This is a genomic window from Pseudomonas sp. MPB23 (assembly GCF_046605395.1).
GTDB lineage: Bacteria > Pseudomonadota > Gammaproteobacteria > Pseudomonadales > Pseudomonadaceae > Aquipseudomonas.
The window spans coordinates 1,473,253-1,490,319 of record NZ_CP176771.1; the positions used below are offsets into that span (position 1 = coordinate 1,473,253).

The 17,067-nt window shown below is 62.6% G+C and carries 14 protein-coding genes; 4 read left to right on the top strand and 10 right to left on the bottom strand.

Annotated features, from left to right (window positions below):
- Nucleotides 1–113: 113 nt before the first annotated feature.
- A complete protein-coding gene (locus ACLH0J_RS06775) occupies nucleotides 114–527 on the top strand; it encodes a hypothetical protein (protein ID WP_411391350.1) in 414 nt (137 codons plus the stop codon).
- Nucleotides 528–671: 144 nt separating this feature from the next.
- Here the strand turns inward: ACLH0J_RS06775 and fdhA are convergent, their stop codons facing one another.
- From fdhA to ACLH0J_RS06815, 8 genes are all read right to left on the bottom strand, one after another.
- Nucleotides 672–1,871 carry a formaldehyde dehydrogenase, glutathione-independent gene (gene fdhA, locus ACLH0J_RS06780; protein WP_025858777.1) on the bottom strand — a complete coding sequence of 400 codons (1,200 nt, stop codon included), beginning with the start codon at nucleotides 1,869–1,871 and terminating at the stop codon, nucleotides 672–674.
- A gap of 120 nt (nucleotides 1,872–1,991) precedes the next feature.
- On the bottom strand, nucleotides 1,992–2,849 hold the full coding sequence (purU, locus tag ACLH0J_RS06785; RefSeq protein ID WP_411391351.1) for a formyltetrahydrofolate deformylase: 858 nt from the start codon (nucleotides 2,847–2,849) through the stop codon (nucleotides 1,992–1,994).
- 10 nt (nucleotides 2,850–2,859) lie between these two features.
- Complete coding sequence (locus ACLH0J_RS06790) at nucleotides 2,860–3,492, bottom strand: sarcosine oxidase subunit gamma (RefSeq protein WP_411391352.1); 633 nt, start codon at nucleotides 3,490–3,492, stop codon at nucleotides 2,860–2,862.
- Between the two features lie 123 nt (nucleotides 3,493–3,615).
- On the bottom strand, nucleotides 3,616–6,633 hold the full coding sequence (locus ACLH0J_RS06795) for a sarcosine oxidase subunit alpha (protein ID WP_411391353.1): 3,018 nt from the start codon (nucleotides 6,631–6,633) through the stop codon (nucleotides 3,616–3,618).
- Nucleotides 6,630–6,932 carry a sarcosine oxidase subunit delta gene (locus ACLH0J_RS06800; RefSeq protein ID WP_411391354.1) on the bottom strand — a complete coding sequence of 101 codons (303 nt, stop codon included), beginning with the start codon at nucleotides 6,930–6,932 and terminating at the stop codon, nucleotides 6,630–6,632. The genes ACLH0J_RS06795 and ACLH0J_RS06800 overlap by 4 nt, the downstream gene beginning before the upstream one ends.
- Nucleotides 6,933–6,947: 15 nt before the next feature.
- Nucleotides 6,948–8,198: a sarcosine oxidase subunit beta gene (locus ACLH0J_RS06805; protein WP_003209185.1), complete on the bottom strand. Its 1,251-nt coding sequence runs from the start codon at nucleotides 8,196–8,198 to the stop codon at nucleotides 6,948–6,950.
- Between the two features lie 22 nt (nucleotides 8,199–8,220).
- Nucleotides 8,221–9,474 (bottom strand): serine hydroxymethyltransferase, encoded by a 1,254-nt coding sequence (gene glyA, locus ACLH0J_RS06810; protein ID WP_411391355.1) that lies wholly within the window; start codon nucleotides 9,472–9,474, stop codon nucleotides 8,221–8,223.
- A 170-nt stretch (nucleotides 9,475–9,644) separates the two neighbouring features.
- On the bottom strand, nucleotides 9,645–10,373 hold the full coding sequence (locus ACLH0J_RS06815; protein WP_411391356.1) for a TraX family protein: 729 nt from the start codon (nucleotides 10,371–10,373) through the stop codon (nucleotides 9,645–9,647).
- Between the two features lie 90 nt (nucleotides 10,374–10,463).
- On the opposite strand from ACLH0J_RS06815, the gene ACLH0J_RS06820 reads away from it, so the two are divergent.
- Nucleotides 10,464–11,504: a threonine aldolase family protein gene (locus tag ACLH0J_RS06820; protein ID WP_411391357.1), complete on the top strand. Its 1,041-nt coding sequence runs from the start codon at nucleotides 10,464–10,466 to the stop codon at nucleotides 11,502–11,504.
- 52 nt (nucleotides 11,505–11,556) lie between these two features.
- Here ACLH0J_RS06820 and ACLH0J_RS06825 read toward each other — a convergent pair whose 3' ends face one another.
- Complete coding sequence (locus ACLH0J_RS06825; RefSeq protein ID WP_411391358.1) at nucleotides 11,557–13,374, bottom strand: FAD-dependent oxidoreductase; 1,818 nt, start codon at nucleotides 13,372–13,374, stop codon at nucleotides 11,557–11,559.
- 264 nt (nucleotides 13,375–13,638) lie between these two features.
- Between ACLH0J_RS06825 and ACLH0J_RS06830 the strand changes: the two genes are divergently transcribed.
- Complete coding sequence (locus ACLH0J_RS06830; RefSeq protein ID WP_411391359.1) at nucleotides 13,639–15,084, top strand: purine-cytosine permease family protein; 1,446 nt, start codon at nucleotides 13,639–13,641, stop codon at nucleotides 15,082–15,084.
- Nucleotides 15,081–15,899, top strand: coding sequence for a nitrilase-related carbon-nitrogen hydrolase (locus ACLH0J_RS06835; RefSeq protein WP_411391360.1), 819 nt, complete (start codon nucleotides 15,081–15,083; stop codon nucleotides 15,897–15,899). Before ACLH0J_RS06830 ends, ACLH0J_RS06835 begins: the two co-directional genes overlap by 4 nt.
- A 3-nt stretch (nucleotides 15,900–15,902) precedes the next feature.
- On the opposite strand, the gene gbcB is transcribed toward ACLH0J_RS06835, so the two are convergent.
- Entirely contained in the window at nucleotides 15,903–17,003 is a 1,101-nt protein-coding gene (gene gbcB, locus ACLH0J_RS06840; RefSeq protein ID WP_411391361.1) for a glycine-betaine demethylase subunit GbcB, read from the bottom strand.
- Between the last annotated feature and the right edge of the window lie 64 nt (nucleotides 17,004–17,067).

Here is a 17,067-nt window from a genome sequence, read left to right on the forward strand (position 1 = left end):
GAACGCCCTGCTTTTTATTGAGATTGAATCTAAGCCACTGTCATTTCTCACAGTAGATGCTGCGTTAAAACGCCCTCAACATTTAGCCTCCACTACACAAAGGAGTGTCCCTCATGAACCTCAATCGCGCCCTATGGCTGTATGCGATGCTCGCGGTGACGGGGCATGCGTATGCCCAAACCTCTTCCTGCCCCAAACCTGCCGACATCAAGCAATACCGGATGGACAAAGGTGGCTACAGCTATGTGGCTGATGGTCCCCAGGATCAAAAGTGGACGGGTGAGAACGAAACCAGCCAGGAACTGCGCATGGCAAGCCTGAAGTTCACAGCAGCCAATTACAAAGCAATGAACGACGAAAGGAACAGCATGCCAACAGTCATCTGTGATTATGAGGGCGCCGGTTACGACGCCGTGAGACTGACACTGAAACCGGTGCATCAGTTTTCACCCGCGACAAATACGTCTTGGCAAGACAGCTACTGCAAGGCCAATGACAATTTGAAATGCGCGTTCAATCATCAATAGAAGAGGGTCAAACGCGTAGCCGAGGCTTCGCAGTTGTCGAAGAAAGGGACTTATATCGGAATTGCCCTTGATGTTGGCGGCGCATCCGCGGACGGGACAGCACCATAAAACAAAGGCGCCCCCCGGGGCGCCCTTATCTATCGCCTACGCCGCACTGAACAACTTGTGCGGGTCGATCACAAACTTCTTCGGCACGCCCGCGTCGAACTCGCCGTAGCCACGCGGCGCGTCATCCAGGCTGATCACCTGCACGCCGACGATTTCAGCAATGTTGATGCGGTCCCACATGATCGCCTGCATCAACTGGCGGTTGTACTTCATCACCGGCGTTTGCCCGGTGTGGAAGCTGTGGGATTTGGCCCAGCCCAAACCAAAGCGAATGCTCAGGCTGCCCATTTTCGCGGCGGCATCCACTGCACCTGGGTCTTCGGTGACGTACAGGCCGGGGATGCCGATCTTGCCGGCTACGCGTACCACGCCCATCAGCGAGTTGAGCACTGTGGCCGGAGCCTCCGCCTTGACGCCTTCGTGGCCGTGACCACGGGCTTCGAAGCCTACCGCGTCGACGGCGCAGTCGACTTCCGGTTCGCCCAGCAACGCGGCGATCTGTTCGTGCAGCGGAGTGTCCTGGGACAAGTCGGCGATTTCGAACCCCTGGGCCTTGGCGTGAGCCAGGCGGATCGGGTTGACGTCGCCGATGATCACCACCGCCGCGCCCAGCAGGCGGGCCGACGCGGCAGCAGCGAGGCCGACAGGACCGGCACCGGCGATGTACACGGTACTGCCCGGGCCGACACCGGCGGTGACCGCGCCGTGGTAGCCGGTGGGGAGGATGTCGGAGAGGCAGGTCAGGTCGCGGATTTTCTCCATGGCCTTGTCGCGGTCCGGCAGTTTCAGCAGGTTGAAGTCGGCGTACGGCACCAGCACGTACTCGGCCTGGCCGCCGGTCCAGTCGCCCATGTCGACATAGCCGTAGGCGCCGCCGGCACGGGCCGGGTTGACGGTCAGGCACACGCCGGTGTGTTGCTCTTTGCACGAGCGGCAGCGGCCGCAGGCGACGTTGAAGGGCACGGACACCAGGTCGCCGATTTTCAGGTTTTCGACGTCGCTGCCCTTCTCGATCACTTCGCCAGTGATCTCGTGACCGAGCACCAGGCCGGTCTGGGCCGTGGTGCGGCCGCGCACCATGTGTTGGTCGGAGCCGCAGATGTTGGTGGAGACCACGCGCAGGATGACGCCGTGCTCGATCTTCCTGCCACGGGGGTCCTGCATTTTGGGATAGTCGATTTTCTGTACTTCGACCTTGCCGTTGCCGAGATACACGACACCACGATTACCAGACATGCTTTCACCTCGCTGTTGTTTTTATAAAACCGCGTTGCCCAGGCAGGCAGCGCGTTGAGTGCTCGGGTTACAGATGCTGTTTTTGCGTTGTGGGAGGGGGCTTGCTCACGATGGTGTCAGTCAGAGCACCACCGTCCGATTGGCGTTCAAGAACACCCGCCGCTCAATGTGATACCCCACCGCGCGAGCCAACGTCAGCCCTTCGATATCGCGCCCTTTGGCAATCAAGTCCTCCGGATAGTGGCTGTGATCCACCACCTCCACGCCCTGGGCGATGATCGGGCCTTCATCCAGGTCGTTGTTGATGTAATGCGCCGTCGCGCCCACCAGCTTCACGCCCTTGTTGTACGCCTGGTGATACGGCTTGGCGCCCTTGAACCCCGGCAACAACGAGTGGTGGATGTTGATCGCCTTGCCATCGAGCTTGCGGCACAGCTCCGGCGACAGCACTTGCATGTAGCGCGCAAGGATCACCAGTTCCGCGCCGGTGTCTTCGATCACCTGCCACACCTGACGCTCCTGGGACGGTTTGTCGTTGGGGTCCAGGGGGAAATGGTAGTAGGGAATCTGGTGCCAGTCGGCCAAAGGTTTCAGATCGGGGTGATTGGACACCACCGCGACCACGTCCATCGGCAGTTGGCCGATGCGCTGGCGGTACAGCAGATCGTTGAGGCAGTGATCGGCCTTGGACACCATGATCACCACTTTCGGCCGGTAGTTCGGCGCCGTCAGCTCGAAGACCATGCCAAAGCCCTCGCCCCGCGTGGCCAGGCCGGCGCGGAACGCCTGCTCGTCGAAACCGTCGGGCTGACGGAATTCCACGCGAATGAAAAACCGGCCCGAGAGGCGGTCATCGAACGAATGGTGCTCGGTGACGTAGCAACCCTGCTCGAACAGATAGCGGGTGACCGCGTCCACCGTGCCGAGCACGCTGGGGCAGTCGGCAGTCAAAATCCAGGTATCGGGTGCGCGGCTCATGGGCGATTCCTCAGGCTTGGACGCTCAGGCCGAATTCGGCCGAGGCGTCTTGCAGCCACAACCACCAGTAATCCGAGAAACTGCGACGAATCACCAATTCCCAGGTGTCTTCGGCGGTGTGGCGGATCACCAGTTGCGACTTGGCGAACACCGTGCCCACCGCCTTGCCCACCGGGAAGTTGTTGGGGTGCACGTCGTAGCTGGTGGATTTCATCAGCACATCGCGCACGTTCGGGCCGCTGAGTTCGAGGATCTGCTGGCCGCCGCTGACGTTGACGATCTGGATATGCAGATCGCCCAGGGCCGCGCGCAGGTTCTGTTCGGCGGCGAATTCTTCACCGCTCGGCACCACCAGCAACCACTCATCCGGGCCGAGCCATTGCAGGCTGGTGTCGCCGTTGACGATCACCTTCAGGGCGCCGGGCAGTTCGATGCCCAGGGCCTTGTGCACGCCGGCGGCGAACGCAGCATCATGGCCGTCGCCGCGAATAGTCAGGTGGCCGAGCAGTTTCTTTTCACGCACGGTCACGCCGGCGTTCTTGCGGCCCTTGCCGACCAGGCTGGCGAGGTCGGCATGGTGCAGCGAGGACTCGGCCCTGGCCCCGGTGGTGGGGCGTTGTTGGTATACGTTGGCTGCTGTCATAGAGCACCTTTGCTGAATTCTGTTGTGTGGCTACTGGCGTCATCGGGGGCAAGCCCCCTCCCACATTTGGAATGCATTCCCCTGTGGGAGGGGGCTTGCTCCCGATAGCCGCGCCTCGGTCTATCAGATGTTCTGGCGGTCGCCTTTCGGATCAAAGAACACCGAGGACACAATCTCCGCCTCGATCACGCTGCCATCGACCTGAGGCGAAAACACCCGCTCGCCGAGGCGCTTCAAGCCGCCCTTGACCACCGCCAGCGCAAACGAATAACCCAGGGAGTTGTGCGCATAGCTTGAGGTGACGTGGCCGACCATCTTCATCGGGATTGCCTGCTTCGGATCGAACACCAGTTGCGCGCCTTCCGGCAGCCACACTTTCGGATCGATCGGCTTGAGGCCCACCAGTTGCTTACGCTCTTCACGCACGCAGTCTTCACGGTTCATGCCGCGCCAGCCGATCCACGAGAACGGTTTGGTGCGGCCAACACACCAGCCCATGTTCAGGTCGTCCGGGGTCACCGAACCGTCGGTGTCCTGGCCGACGATGATGAAACCCTTCTCGGCCCGCAGCACGTGCATGGTCTCGGTGCCGTACGGAGTCAGGTTGTACTTCTTGCCGGCCTCGACGATTTTCTCCAGCACGCCCATGGCGTAGTCGGCCTGCACGTTGACTTCATAGGACAGCTCGCCGGTGAACGAGATGCGGAACACCCGCGCCGGTACGCCGCCGACCAGGCCTTCTTTCCAGGTCATGAACGGGAAGCCGTCCTTGTCCAGGTCGATGTCGGTCACTTCGCTGAGCAGCTTGCGGCTGTTGGGGCCGGACAGAGTCATGGTCGCCCAGTGGTCAGTGACCGAGGTGAAGTACACCTTCAGGTCCGGCCATTCGGTCTGTTGGTAGATTTCCAGCCACTGCAGCACACGGGCGGCGCCGCCGGTGGTGGTGGTCATCAGGAAGTGGTTGTCGGCCAGGCACGCGGTCACGCCGTCGTCGAAGACCATGCCGTCTTCCTTGCACATCAGGCCGTAGCGCGCCTTGCCCACATCGAGCTTGGTCCAGGCGTTGGTGTAGATACGGTTGAGGAACTCGCGGGCATCCGGGCCCTGAATGTCGATCTTGCCAAGGGTCGACGCATCCAGCAGGCCGACGCTGTCGCGCACGGCCAGGCATTCGCGTTTGACGGCGGCATGCAGGTCTTCACCGTTGCGCGGGAAGTACCACGGGCGTTTCCACTGGCCGACGTCCTCGAATTCGGCGCCGTTTTTCACGTGCCAGGCGTGCAGCGCGGTGTAGCGCACCGGCTCGAAGATATGCCCACAGTGACGGCCCGCCACCGCGCCGAAGGTGACCGGCGTGTAGTTGGGACGGAACATGGTGGTGCCCATCTGCGGGATGGTCACGTTCAGCGAGCGTGCGGCAATTGCCAGGCCATTGACGTTACCCAGCTTGCCCTGGTCGGTGCCGAAGCCCAGCGCGGTGTAGCGTTTGACGTGTTCAACCGACTCGAACCCTTCGCGGGTCGCCAGTTCGATGGCGGCGGCGGTGACGTCGTTCTGCAGGTCGACGAATTGCTTCGGCGCCCGTGCGGTGCCTTTTTCGTGGGGCACCTGGAACAGCGCCAGGGTCGGCTCTTCCAGACGGCTCAAGACGTTCGGCAGTGTGCCTTCCACCGGCCCGAAACCGGCTTCGCTGGCCGCGCGCACGCCGCCTTCAAAACCATCGGCCAGGGCATCGCCCAAGGCGTAGACACCGTTGATACCCCCGACGCACACACGCTTCTGCGGTGCTTCACCCGGTACAAAACCGAGGATGTCTTCGCGCCAGGTCGGCTTGCCGCCCAGGTGCGAGGCCAGGTGGACCACCGGGCTGTAGCCGCCGGAGCTGGCCACCAGGTCGCAGTCCAGCCACTCGCCGGGGCTGGTGACTGTGTGGGCCTTGACGTCGATGGCGGCCACTCGGGCGCCGGTCACGTGCTTGCTGCCACGGGCTTCGATCACGGCACTGCCGGTGAGGATACGAATGCCTTTGGCGCGCGCTTCTTCCACCAGCGCGCCGCGTGGGTTGTGGCGTGCATCGGCCACGGCGACCACTTTCAGGCCGGCGTCGAACCAGTCCAGGGCCACGCGGTAGGCGTGATCGTTGTTGGTCGACAGCACCAGTTTTTTACCCGGTGCCACGCCATAGCGACGCACATAGGTGGAGACCGCACCGGCGAGCATATTGCCCGGCACGTCGTTATTGCCGTACACCAGCGGACGCTCGCACGCACCGGTGGCCAGCACCACGCGCTGGGCGCGCACACGGTGGATACGCTGGCGTACCTGGCCGATCGGCGCACGGTCGCCGAGGTGATCGGTGAGGCGTTCGTGGATGGTCAGGAAGTTATGGTCGTGGTAGCCGTTGACGGTGGCGCGGGGCAACAGCACCACATCCGGCAGGGCTTTGAGTTCGGCGATGACACTGGCGACCCATTCCGCCGCGGGCTTGCCGTCGAGGCTTTCGCGGGAGTCGAGCAGCGAGCCACCGAACTCTTCCTGCTCATCGGCGATGATCACGCGGGCACCGCTGCGCGCGGCGGCCAGTGCAGCGGCCAGACCGGCAGGACCGGCACCGACCACCAGCACGTCGCAGTGACGGTTGAAGTTGTCGTAGGTGTCCGGGTCGTTCTCGGTCGGCGAACGGCCCAGGCCGGCCGCCTTGCGGATGTACTTCTCGTAGGTCATCCAGAACGATTGCGGGTACATGAAGGTTTTGTAGTAGAAACCCGGCGGCATCAGCTTGCCGCCGACCTTGCCGAGAATGCCCATCACGTCGTTATTGACGCTCGGCCAGCCGTTGGTGCTGGTGGCGACGAGGCCCTGGTACAGCGCCTGTTGCGTGGCGCGCACGTTGGGAATCTGGGTGGCTTCGGTGGCGCCGATCTGCAGCACTGCGTTGGGCTCTTCGGCGCCGGCGGCGAAGATGCCCCGTGGACGCGAATACTTGAAGCTGCGACCGATGATGTCGACGCCGTTGGCCAGCAGGGCTGCGGCCAGGGTGTCGCCTTCGAAGCCTTTGTAGGTCTGGCCGTTGAAGCTGAAGGTCAGGACCTTGTTACGGTCGATCCGGCCACCGTTGGACAGGCGATTGATCTGGCTCATACCTTCTCTCCAGAAGCCTTGGCGGTGAATTGCGGCTTGCTGCCTATCTTGTAGGTTTCAAGGATTTCGTAGGTGACGGTGTCGCGGGTGGCGTTGAAATACTGACGGCAGCCGGCGGCGTGAATCCACAGCTCGTGGTGCAGGCCACGGGGGTTGTCGCGGAAGAACATGTAGTCGCCCCACTGCTCGTCGGTGCAGGCTCCCGGGTCCAGCGGGCGCGGGATGTGCGCCTGGCCGGATGCGTGGAATTCCTCTTCGGAGCGCAGCTCAAAGCAGTGAGGACAGAAGATATGCAACATAGGAAATTTCTCCTGTTAGTGGGCGACGGCCGCGGCGCCATGTTCGTCGATCAACGCACCGTTGTGGAAACGGTCGATGGAGAAAGGGGCGGCCAACGGGTGCATTTCACCCTTGGCCAGGCTCGCGGCAAACACGTTGCCGGAGCCGGGGGTGGCCTTGAAGCCACCGGTGCCCCAACCGCAGTTGAAAAACATGTTCGGCACCGGGGTCTTGGAGATGATCGGGCACGCATCCGGCGTGGTGTCGACGATGCCGCCCCACTGCCGGTTCATGCGCACGCGCGACAGCACCGGGAACATCTCGACGATGGCCTGGATGGTGTGTTCGATCACCGGGTAGGAGCCGCGCTGGCCGTAGCCGTTGTAGCCGTCGATACCGGCGCCGATCACCAGGTCGCCCTTGTCGGACTGGCTGATATAACCGTGCACGGCGTTGGACATGATCACGCTGTCGATGATCGGCTTGATCGGCTCCGACACCAGCGCTTGCAGCGGGTGGGATTCGATCGGCAGGCGGAAACCGGCGAGCGAGGCCATGTGCCCCGAGTTACCGGCGGTGACCACACCGACGCGCTTGGCGCCGATAAAGCCTTTGTTGGTTTCGACGCCGATGCACACGCCGTTTTCCTTGCGGAAACCGATCACTTCGGTCTGCTGTATCAAATCCACTCCGAGGGCATCGGCGGCGCGGGCAAAGCCCCAGGCCACGGCATCGTGACGGGCCACGCCGCCGCGCCGCTGCACGGTAGCGCCCATCACCGGATAGCGGGTGTTCTTCGAGCAATCCAGGTACGGAATCTCGTCCGCGACCTGTTTGGCATTGAGCAGTTCGCCGTCCACGCCGTTGAGGCGGTTGGCGCTGACGCGACGTTCGGAGTCACGGATGTCCTGCAGGGTGTGGCACAGGTTGTAGACGCCGCGCTGGGAGAACATCACGTTGTAGTTCAGGTCTTGGGACAGGCCTTCCCACAGTTTCATCGCGTGTTCGTACAGGTGCGCCGACTCGTCCCACAGGTAGTTGGAACGCACGATGGTGGTGTTGCGCGCGGTGTTACCGCCGCCCAACCAACCTTTCTCGACCACGGCCACGTTGGTGATGCCGTGTTCCTTGGCCAGGTAGTAAGCGGTCGCCAGACCATGCCCGCCGCCGCCGACGATGACCACGTCGTACACCTTTTTAGGCGTCGGCGTGCGCCACATCTTCTGCCAGTTTTCGTGGTGGCTGAGGGAGTGCTTGAAGAGGCCGAAGCCCGAGTAGCGTTGCATAGTCATTACTCCAAAACCGCGCTCAGCGATAAACCGGGAAATCAGCGCACAGGGCCGACACGCGCTTGGCCACATCGGCCTCGACGTCGGCGTCGCCGAGGTTGTCGAGGATGTCGCAGATCCAGCCGGCCAGCTCGATGCATTGCGGCACTTTGAAACCGCGCGTGGTCACCGCCGGCGTACCGATGCGCAGGCCCGAGGTCACAAACGGCGACTGCGGGTCATTCGGCACGGCGTTCTTGTTGACGGTGATGTGGGCGCGCCCGAGGGCGGCGTCCGCCTCTTTGCCGGTGAGGCCCTGACGGATCAGGCTGACCAGGAACAGGTGGTTGTCGGTGCCGCCGGACACGACATCGTAGCCACGGTTGATAAACACGCCGGCCATGGCCTGGGCGTTGTCGATCACTTGTTGCTGGTAGGCCTTGAACCCCGGTTCCTGGGCTTCCTTGAAGCACACCGCCTTGCCGGCGATCACATGCATCAGCGGGCCGCCCTGGGCGCCGGGGAAAACCGCAGCGTTGAGTTTCTTTTCAATCGTTTCGTTGGCACGCGCCAGGATCAGGCCGCCCCGTGGACCGCGCAGGGTCTTGTGGGTGGTGGTGGTGACCACATCGGCGTACGGCAGCGGATTCGGGTACAGACCGGCGGCCACCAGGCCAGCGACGTGGGCCATGTCGACGAACAGCAGCGCACCGACCTTGTCGGCGATTGCGCGAAAGCGGGGGAAATCCAGGGTCTTGGAGTAGGCGGAGAAACCGGCCACGACCATTTTCGGCTGGTGCTCGACGGCCAGGCGCTCGACTTCGTCGTAGTCGATCAGGCCGGTGTCGGTGTTGATGCCGTATTGCACCGCGTTGTACAGCTTGCCCGAAGACGACACTTTCGCGCCGTGGGTCAGGTGGCCGCCGTGGGCCAGGCTCATGCCGAGGATGGTGTCGCCGGCGTTCAGCAGCGCCAGGTACACCGCGCTGTTGGCGGACGAACCGGAGTGCGGCTGCACGTTGGCGTAATCGGCGCCGAACAACTGCTTGGCGCGTTCGATGGCCAGGGCCTCGACCTTGTCCACGTGCTCGCAGCCACCGTAGTAGCGCTTGCCCGGGTAGCCTTCGGCGTATTTGTTGGTCAGGCCACTGCCTTGAGCTTGCATCACACGCTTGCTGGTGTAGTTCTCCGACGCGATCAGCTCGATATGATCTTCCTGACGTTGCTCCTCGGCATTCATCGCCGCCAGCAGTGCGTCGTCATATCCCTGGATCTGGTCTTGTTTGCTGAACATCGCGTCTCTCCCAGCCTTTCGTATTGTTGAGGCCCGTGCAGGGCCCTTTGATGCGATGGTAGGGCTGGCGCCCGCTGGTCAAATGCCTACGGACGCCACGCAAAGGTGCGTTTACGACATTGCTGGAACAACGCAGAACAAATGTGGGAGGGGGCTTGCCCCCACAAGGATCAGGCGATGATCTTGCGCACGAGTAGCAGCAGCAAAAAATGCGCGGGATAGAGCGCATAGGCCCAGCGGCGCATGGCCGGTGGCGTGGCGCTTTTGCTGTGTCGCAACAGGACCAGGCCGGCCAATGGCGCGATCAGGCAGGCGGCCAATCCCATCAGCGCCACCGGCGTGCCGTTATTGAGCAGGATCTGCCATTGATTGGCCGCCACACACACCAGTCCCGGCAACACGCTGAAATACCATGGCCGACTGAACACCAGCAGCATCGCCAGCGGCAGCAATACACCGAAAATACCGAACATCAAGTGCGCGGAAAATACCACGCCTATCACCAGGGCGATCAGCGCCAATCCTCGATCAACCGCAGCCTTCTGCTGCCATCCTCGCGCAACCAGCAGGCCCAGTGCCAAGGTCGGCAGTACGTTTAACGTATCGGCATCCTCGATGAACAGGCGATACGGTACCTCACTGATCAGGCTGAACAGCAGCAACCAGCCCAGGTAACGCCATTGACCGCTGACCACGACGTGGCGCACCCGATGCAGATTCGCCGCAATCGCCAGGCAAAACCACGGGAACGCCAGGCGCCCCGGCACATACAGGCCATCCAGGCTCAAGCCGACATAGCGCAGGTGATCGAGCACCATGCTCAGCAGCGCCAGCCACTTGAGCAAATCCAAAGCGCCGTCTCGGACGCGTCCGACAGGCATCGTTTCAGTCGCGTGCATAATTCCCCAATGACTTTGCATTTACAGTGCGTGCGCACCCCAGACAATCTTGGTTAAAGTGCGCACCAACATCGACCACAGGAATGGGCCATGACCGACAAGAGCCAACAGTTCGCCAGCGACAACTATTCCGGCATCTGCCCGGAAGCCTGGGCCGCCATGGAACAAGCCAACCACGGGCATCAGCGCGCCTATGGCGATGATGAATGGACCCACCGCGCCGCTGACGGTTTCCGCAACCTGTTCGAGACCGACTGCGAAGTGTTCTTCGCCTTCAACGGCACCGCGGCCAACTCCCTGGCGCTGTCCTCCTTGTGCCAGAGCTACCATAGCGTGATTTGCTCGGAAACCGCCCACGTCGAAACCGACGAATGCGGCGCGCCGGAGTTTTTCTCCAACGGTTCCAAGCTGCTCACCGCGCGCACCGAAAACGGCAAGCTGACCCCGGAATCGATCCGCGAGATCGCCCTCAAGCGCCAGGACATCCACTACCCCAAACCCCGCGTGGTGACGCTGACCCAGGCCACCGAAGTCGGCAGCGTGTACACCCCGGAAGAAATCCGCGCCATCAGCGCCACCTGCAAAGAGCTGGGCCTGCACCTGCACATGGACGGCGCACGCTTCGCCAATGCCTGCGCGTTCCTCGGCTGCTCGCCGGCCGACCTGACCTGGAAGGCGGGTGTGGACGTGCTGTGTTTTGGCGGCACCAAGAACGGCATGGCGGTGGGCGAGGCGATCCTGTTCTTCAACCGCGCCCTGGCCGAAGACTTCGACTACCGCTGCAAACAGGCCGGTCAACTGGCCTCGAAGATGCGCTTCCTCTCCGCCCCCTGGGTGGGCCTGCTGGAAAACGACGCCTGGCTCAAACACGCGCGCCACGCCAACCACTGCGCGCAATTGCTGAGCAGCCTGGTCGCGGACATTCCCGGCGTGGAATTGATGTTCCCGGTGCAGGCCAACGGCGTGTTCCTGCAACTCTCGGAACCGGCCATCGCCGCGCTGACCGCCAAGGGCTGGCGCTTCTACACCTTCATCGGCAAAGGCGGCGCGCGCTTCATGTGTGCGTGGGACACCGAGGAAGCACGCGTGCGGGAACTGGCGGCGGACATTCGCGAAGTGATGGCAAGCTGAAACACCCGTGAACGCAATGCCTGCACCTGACAGGCATTGCGCCGCCCCCCTGTCACAGCGCCATCGGCTTGAGCGCCTCCCATTGATCGACGGGCCCGGGGTTGTGCAGGTAGGCCCCGCCCGCAAACACCACAGCCAACTTGTTCACCGCATTGAGCGCGGTGGTCACCGCCCCTTCGGCCCAGCCGCCCGTCCACGACACATCGTCGCCGGCCAGAATGAAACCGTCGGGGCTGCCCTCGCCGACCCCGCTCATGAACTGGGAAAACAACCGGCGCTGATACTCATACTGCCCCGGCAGGTTCATCTTGAACGCGCAAAGAAAGAACGGCTGCTCTTCCCAGTTGATCTCCACAAATGGGTCTCTTGCAGCGAAATGCGCGGCCAGGTCGAGGTTGGAGCCTCGGTACACCTCATCGAGCAACGAGGTACAGAGTTCGACATGGGTCGGTAGCGGCGCCGCACGGTCGCCGAGAAATTTCAGGCTGTCGTCATTCCAGGTGTAAGACAGGAAAATCCCGCTGCCTTGGTAGTCCCCCGTGCTGGCGGAATAATCCAGCAAGTAGGTGCCACGGGTAATCCGATCGGACAAGGTGACGCTCATTTTGTAATGCCCGTCGGGGCCGGTTTCTTTCCAGAAGGGTTGCGTGGTGGCGGCGAAGATCTTCGCCGACTGCATGTAGTGGGTGTACATCACGGCTTCCCAGGTTTCCCTGGGCAACAAACTGTCCATCGCCGCCAAACGGTCCCTGCCGCCCATGTAGCGAAACTTGTCGAGAATCCGCACGTGGGGCGTATACACCACGCTGTCAAAGGCGTGACGCGTGCCCTGCCCCAGTTGCGTATCGTAGATAAACACCTCAAAGCTGCCATCGGCCTGGCGCTCGATCTGACGCACTTCCTGGTTGAACGGCCGGGCGATGACCTGCTCGCTGAGCATCTGCACCGTGGTGGTGGCGGGCCAGTGCACCATCACATCGCCCAGGGCTTGCGGGGAACTGTTCCACAAGCGCGTGGGCAATTGCGACGAGCCGTCGTACATCAAGGTGTGGTTGGTATCCAGCCCGGTGTACAGCACTCGCAGCACCTCCAGGAAGCAATTGGGATAGTCGGTGTTCCAGCCACCGGTGCCGAAGCCTATCTGGCCGAACAGGTCGATGTCCGCACGCGACCACCCCGCTTTCTCGACCAGGGCGGAAAAGAAACTGAGGTTGTCCCAGCCGGCCTCCAGGATGGCGTTCCAGATCGACTTGATCAGCGCCTGATCAATCGCGCCTTCGGACATGGCCTGCTCCATCTCGGTGAACCGGATCGGATCGGTTTCCAGGAACACCTCGAAAAAAAGCCGCTCGATTTCCTGGTAGTCGGGGGGCAAGTCGCTGCCTTCGTAGTAGGTCTGCGTATCGTTGTAATCGACGACCGTGCTGGCCGTCGCCGGTGAGCCCGGATTGGGAAAAGCGGCGGAATTGGCGCTCATGCCCACCTTGTCGAAGTAGTGCATCAGCGCCTTGCCCGAGTGGGGAAAACGCATGGCCCCCAGCTCGCAAATCACCCGTTTGGCCGGATCGTCCGGATCGCCGGCCACATGGGCATAGAGCCGCCCGCCGATGCGGTCCGACGCTTCGACCAGCACCGGGTGCAGGCCCATGCGCATCGCCTCGTAGGCCGTCACCATGCCCGCGACGCCCGCTCCCACAATCAGCACTTTTCGCCCGCGCGCAGCGGCAGGCACATGGGCCAGGGTGGAAAGGGAATCACGCGCGGTCTGCAAATAGCGGGCGTAATGGAAGGGAAAGTCAGGAATCAGCGCAGTGACGTCCTGGCTCAGCAGGCGCGAGGCGCTTTTGACGCGGGAAGGGATCGCCGACATGGCAGAGCCTCCTTGCAGGTTGGGAGAATGTCCACCCCGACGACAAAGCTAAGGCGACTGCGACGCAGCTGAAGTTCAGCTTAGAACAGCCCTCGCGCGCACTTATACCGCTTGGAGATAACCCCGCAGCGGTTCCATCCACTCAATGAAAAATCCATTACTTAAGGAAAGTCTGAAGTAATTATTTGCCCACCGAGATTCAATTGAATCGCTGCTTACCCGATGCTCCGACGCTCAATCACCATAAAAACAAACCGTGAACCTATGAATGCTTCCTCTGACAAGACGCCACCTTCCGCCGCCACCGGCCTGAAAATCGAAACCCGTTCCATTGACTACGTGCCACGAAGTGAACGCCACGGCAAAGTCTGGCACCAAGGCCCGTTCTGGTTCACCGGTAACTTTGTCCTGACCACCATGATCACCGGTTTTACCGGCGCCGCGTTGGGCCTGGGCCTGGCGTACGCGATCCTGGCGATCGTCATCGGCGTGGGCCTGGGCACGTTCGCCATGGCCTTCCACGCCAACCAGGGCCCGCGCATGGGCTTGCCGCAGATGATCCAGTCGCGCGCCCAATTCGGCCTGCGCGGGGCGATTGTGCCGTTCATCGCGGTGATCTTCGTGTACATCGGTTTCAATGTGTTCAACGTGATTCTCGCCACCGATGCCATCAACACCGTGCTGCCGGGCAGCCGGGCGCCGTGGTATGCCTTGATGATCGTGCTCGCCGTGGTGATTGCGGTGATCGGCCACGACCTGCTGCACACGGTGCAACGCTGGCTGACCTACGTGATGATCAGCGTGTTCGCGGTGCTGACCGTGGCGGCGCTGACGACCCTGCAGGCCGATGCCGCAGTGGCCGATGCGCACTTCTCCTGGTCGGCGTTTCTGATTCAGCTCTGCGCCGCGGCCGGTTATCAAATCAGCTACGCGGTCTATGTGTCCGACTACTCGCGCTACCTGCCCCATCACACCCCCTCGCGCAGTGTGATTTTCTGGACCTACCTGGGCGCCGCCGGCTCGGCCCTGTGGCTGATGTCCCTCGGCGCATTCCTGGCCTCCGCCCTGCCGTCGCCCGACGCCATCGGCAGCGTGCGTGAGGTGGGCAACCAACTGATTCCGGGCTTTGGCACCTTCACCGTGTTGATCGCGGTGCCGGCGCTGATTGGCATCATGGCGGTCAACTGCTACGGCGCGATGCTCACCGGCATCAGTGCCATCGACGGTTTCGTGAAGATCCGACCGCGCCTCAAGACTCGCGTGATCGGCATCGGCCTGGTGGCGGTGCTGATTTTCCTCATCGCGTTGAGCATTCCCGACAGTTACCTGGCCAGCTTCAACACCTTTGTGCTGCTGATGCTGTATTTCCTGGTGCCGTGGACGGCCGTCAACCTGGCGGACTTCTATGTGGTGCGCAAAGGCCAATACGCCATCAGCGACATTTTCAACCCCGCTGGCATCTACGGCCAATGGGGTCAAGCGGGCCTGGTCGCCTATGGCCTGGGCATGCTGTCGATGATCCCGTTCGTGTCGCTGAGTTTCTATGAAGGCCCGGTCGCTAAGGCACTGGGCGGCGCCGACATCACCTTCGTCGTCGGCCTGAGCGTTTCTGCGCTGGTCTATTGCCTGATGAGTCGCAACCTCGACACCGCCGCAGAAGGCCGCGCCATCGCCGCCAGCGAAGCCCTGCTCGAAGGGCAACGCCCATGAGCCACGTGCGGGTCGTCTGCCATCAACTGGCGCCGCGCCTGGGCGCCGCGCATTACAACCGCGCCCTCAGTGCCGAGGCCATCCGTGGCGCAGCGGCACTGGGCGCGCAGGTGCTGGTGTTGCCGGAACTCATGCAGAGTGGCTATGTGTTCAACGACACGCAGGAAGCGCATGCGGTGTCCGAGCCACTGGATGGCCCGACCCTGACGCTGTGGAAAGCACTGGCGAGCGAATTGAACCTGATCGTCGTGGCCGGTTTCTGCGAGCGCCTGCCCGACGGCAAGGTGGCCAACAGCGCGGCGCTGATCGAACCTGATGGGCGCATGACGGTGTACCGCAAGGCGCATCTGTGGGATCGCGAGAAGCTGATCTTCACCCCCGGCGATGCACCGCCGCCGGTGGTGGAAACCGCCGTCGGACGCATCGCGGTGATGATCTGCTACGACCTGGAGTTACCCGAGTGGGTCCGCCAGCCGGCCCTGGCCGGTGCCGACCTGCTCTGCGCGCCGGTCAACTGGCCGGATGGCCCGCGCCCGGCCGGCGAACGGCCAGGAGAAATTGTGCGGGTCCAGGCCAACGCGGCGGTCAACCGTCTGTTCATCGCCGCGTGCGACCGCCATGGCGAAGAGCGCGGCGTGGACTGGGTCGGCGGCTCGGTCATTGTCGACGCCGACGGTTATCCACAGGCCGGCGCGGTCGCGCATCCGGCCGAACAGCGCCTGGTGGCCGACCTGCCACTGGCCCAGGCCAGGAACAAGTGCATCAGCGCACACAACCACGTGCACCAGGACCGCCGCCCGCCGCTGTACGGTTGAGTGTCAGAACTCGATGCGCACATCGCCCTTCGGCACACTGCAGCACGACAGGATGTAACCCTCGGCTTCGTCTTCCTCGGTAATCCCGCCGTTGTGTTCCATCTCGACCTCGCCCCCCAGCTTCATCACCTTGCAGGTGCCGCAGATCCCCATGCCGCAGGCCTTGGGAATCAACAACCCGAGCTTGGCTGCGGCGGCGTGGACGGTTTCCCCCGGCGCCACGCGGATGCTCTTGCCCGAAGCGATGAATTCCACTTGGTGCAGGTCCGCGAGGTCGACTTCCGGCGCGTCGGCGGCTTGTTCGGCTTGCTCCACCGCGTCGGCACGCGCCTCGGGAGGCGTCGCGCCGAACGATTCCTCGTGGTAGCGCGCCATGTCGAAACCGGCCGCTTCGAGCAGGCGTTTCACCGCGTTCATGTATGGCGTGGGGCCGCAGCAGAACACTTCGCGCTCGAGGAAGTCCGGCACCATCAGTTCGAGCATCTTGTGGTTCAGGTAGCCGCGATAACCGGCCCAGGGTTCGCCCAGGCCGTGTTTTTCGCAGATCAAGTGCAGGCTGAAGTTGTCGATCCGCGAGGCCATGTGCTCCAGCTCGCGGTGATAGATGATGTCTTTGGGCGAACGTGCGCTGTGGATAAACGTCATGTCGACGTTGGCGTTGGTGTCGTAGAACCAGCGCGCCATGGACATCACCGGGGTGATGCCGACGCCGCCGCTGAGGTACAGCACCTTGGGGCTTGGGAAGTCGATGGCATTGAACAGCCCGACCGGCCCGTGCACCGCCAGTTCCTGGCCTTCGTGCAAGGTGTCGTGCAGCCAGTTGGAGACCCGCCCGCCCGGCACGCGCTTGATGGTCACCGAGAAGCTGTAGGGCACCGACGGTGAGCTGGAAATCGTGTAGGAACGCATGATCGGCTGGCCGTCGATCTCCAACTCCAGGGTGACGAACTGCCCCGGCTTGAAAAAGAACAGGATCGGCTGGTCGGCCATGAAACAGAAGGTGCGCACGTCCCAGGTTTCCTGGATGACTTTGACGCACCGGACGATGTGCCGACCGTTGGCCCAGGTCTGTGTGGTTACCGGATTCAGGAAATTGTTGGACATGCTGTTCTCCACCGCCGAAGTCGGCCTTATGGTGGCGATTCTGCGTAACGCGCGAACCGCCCAT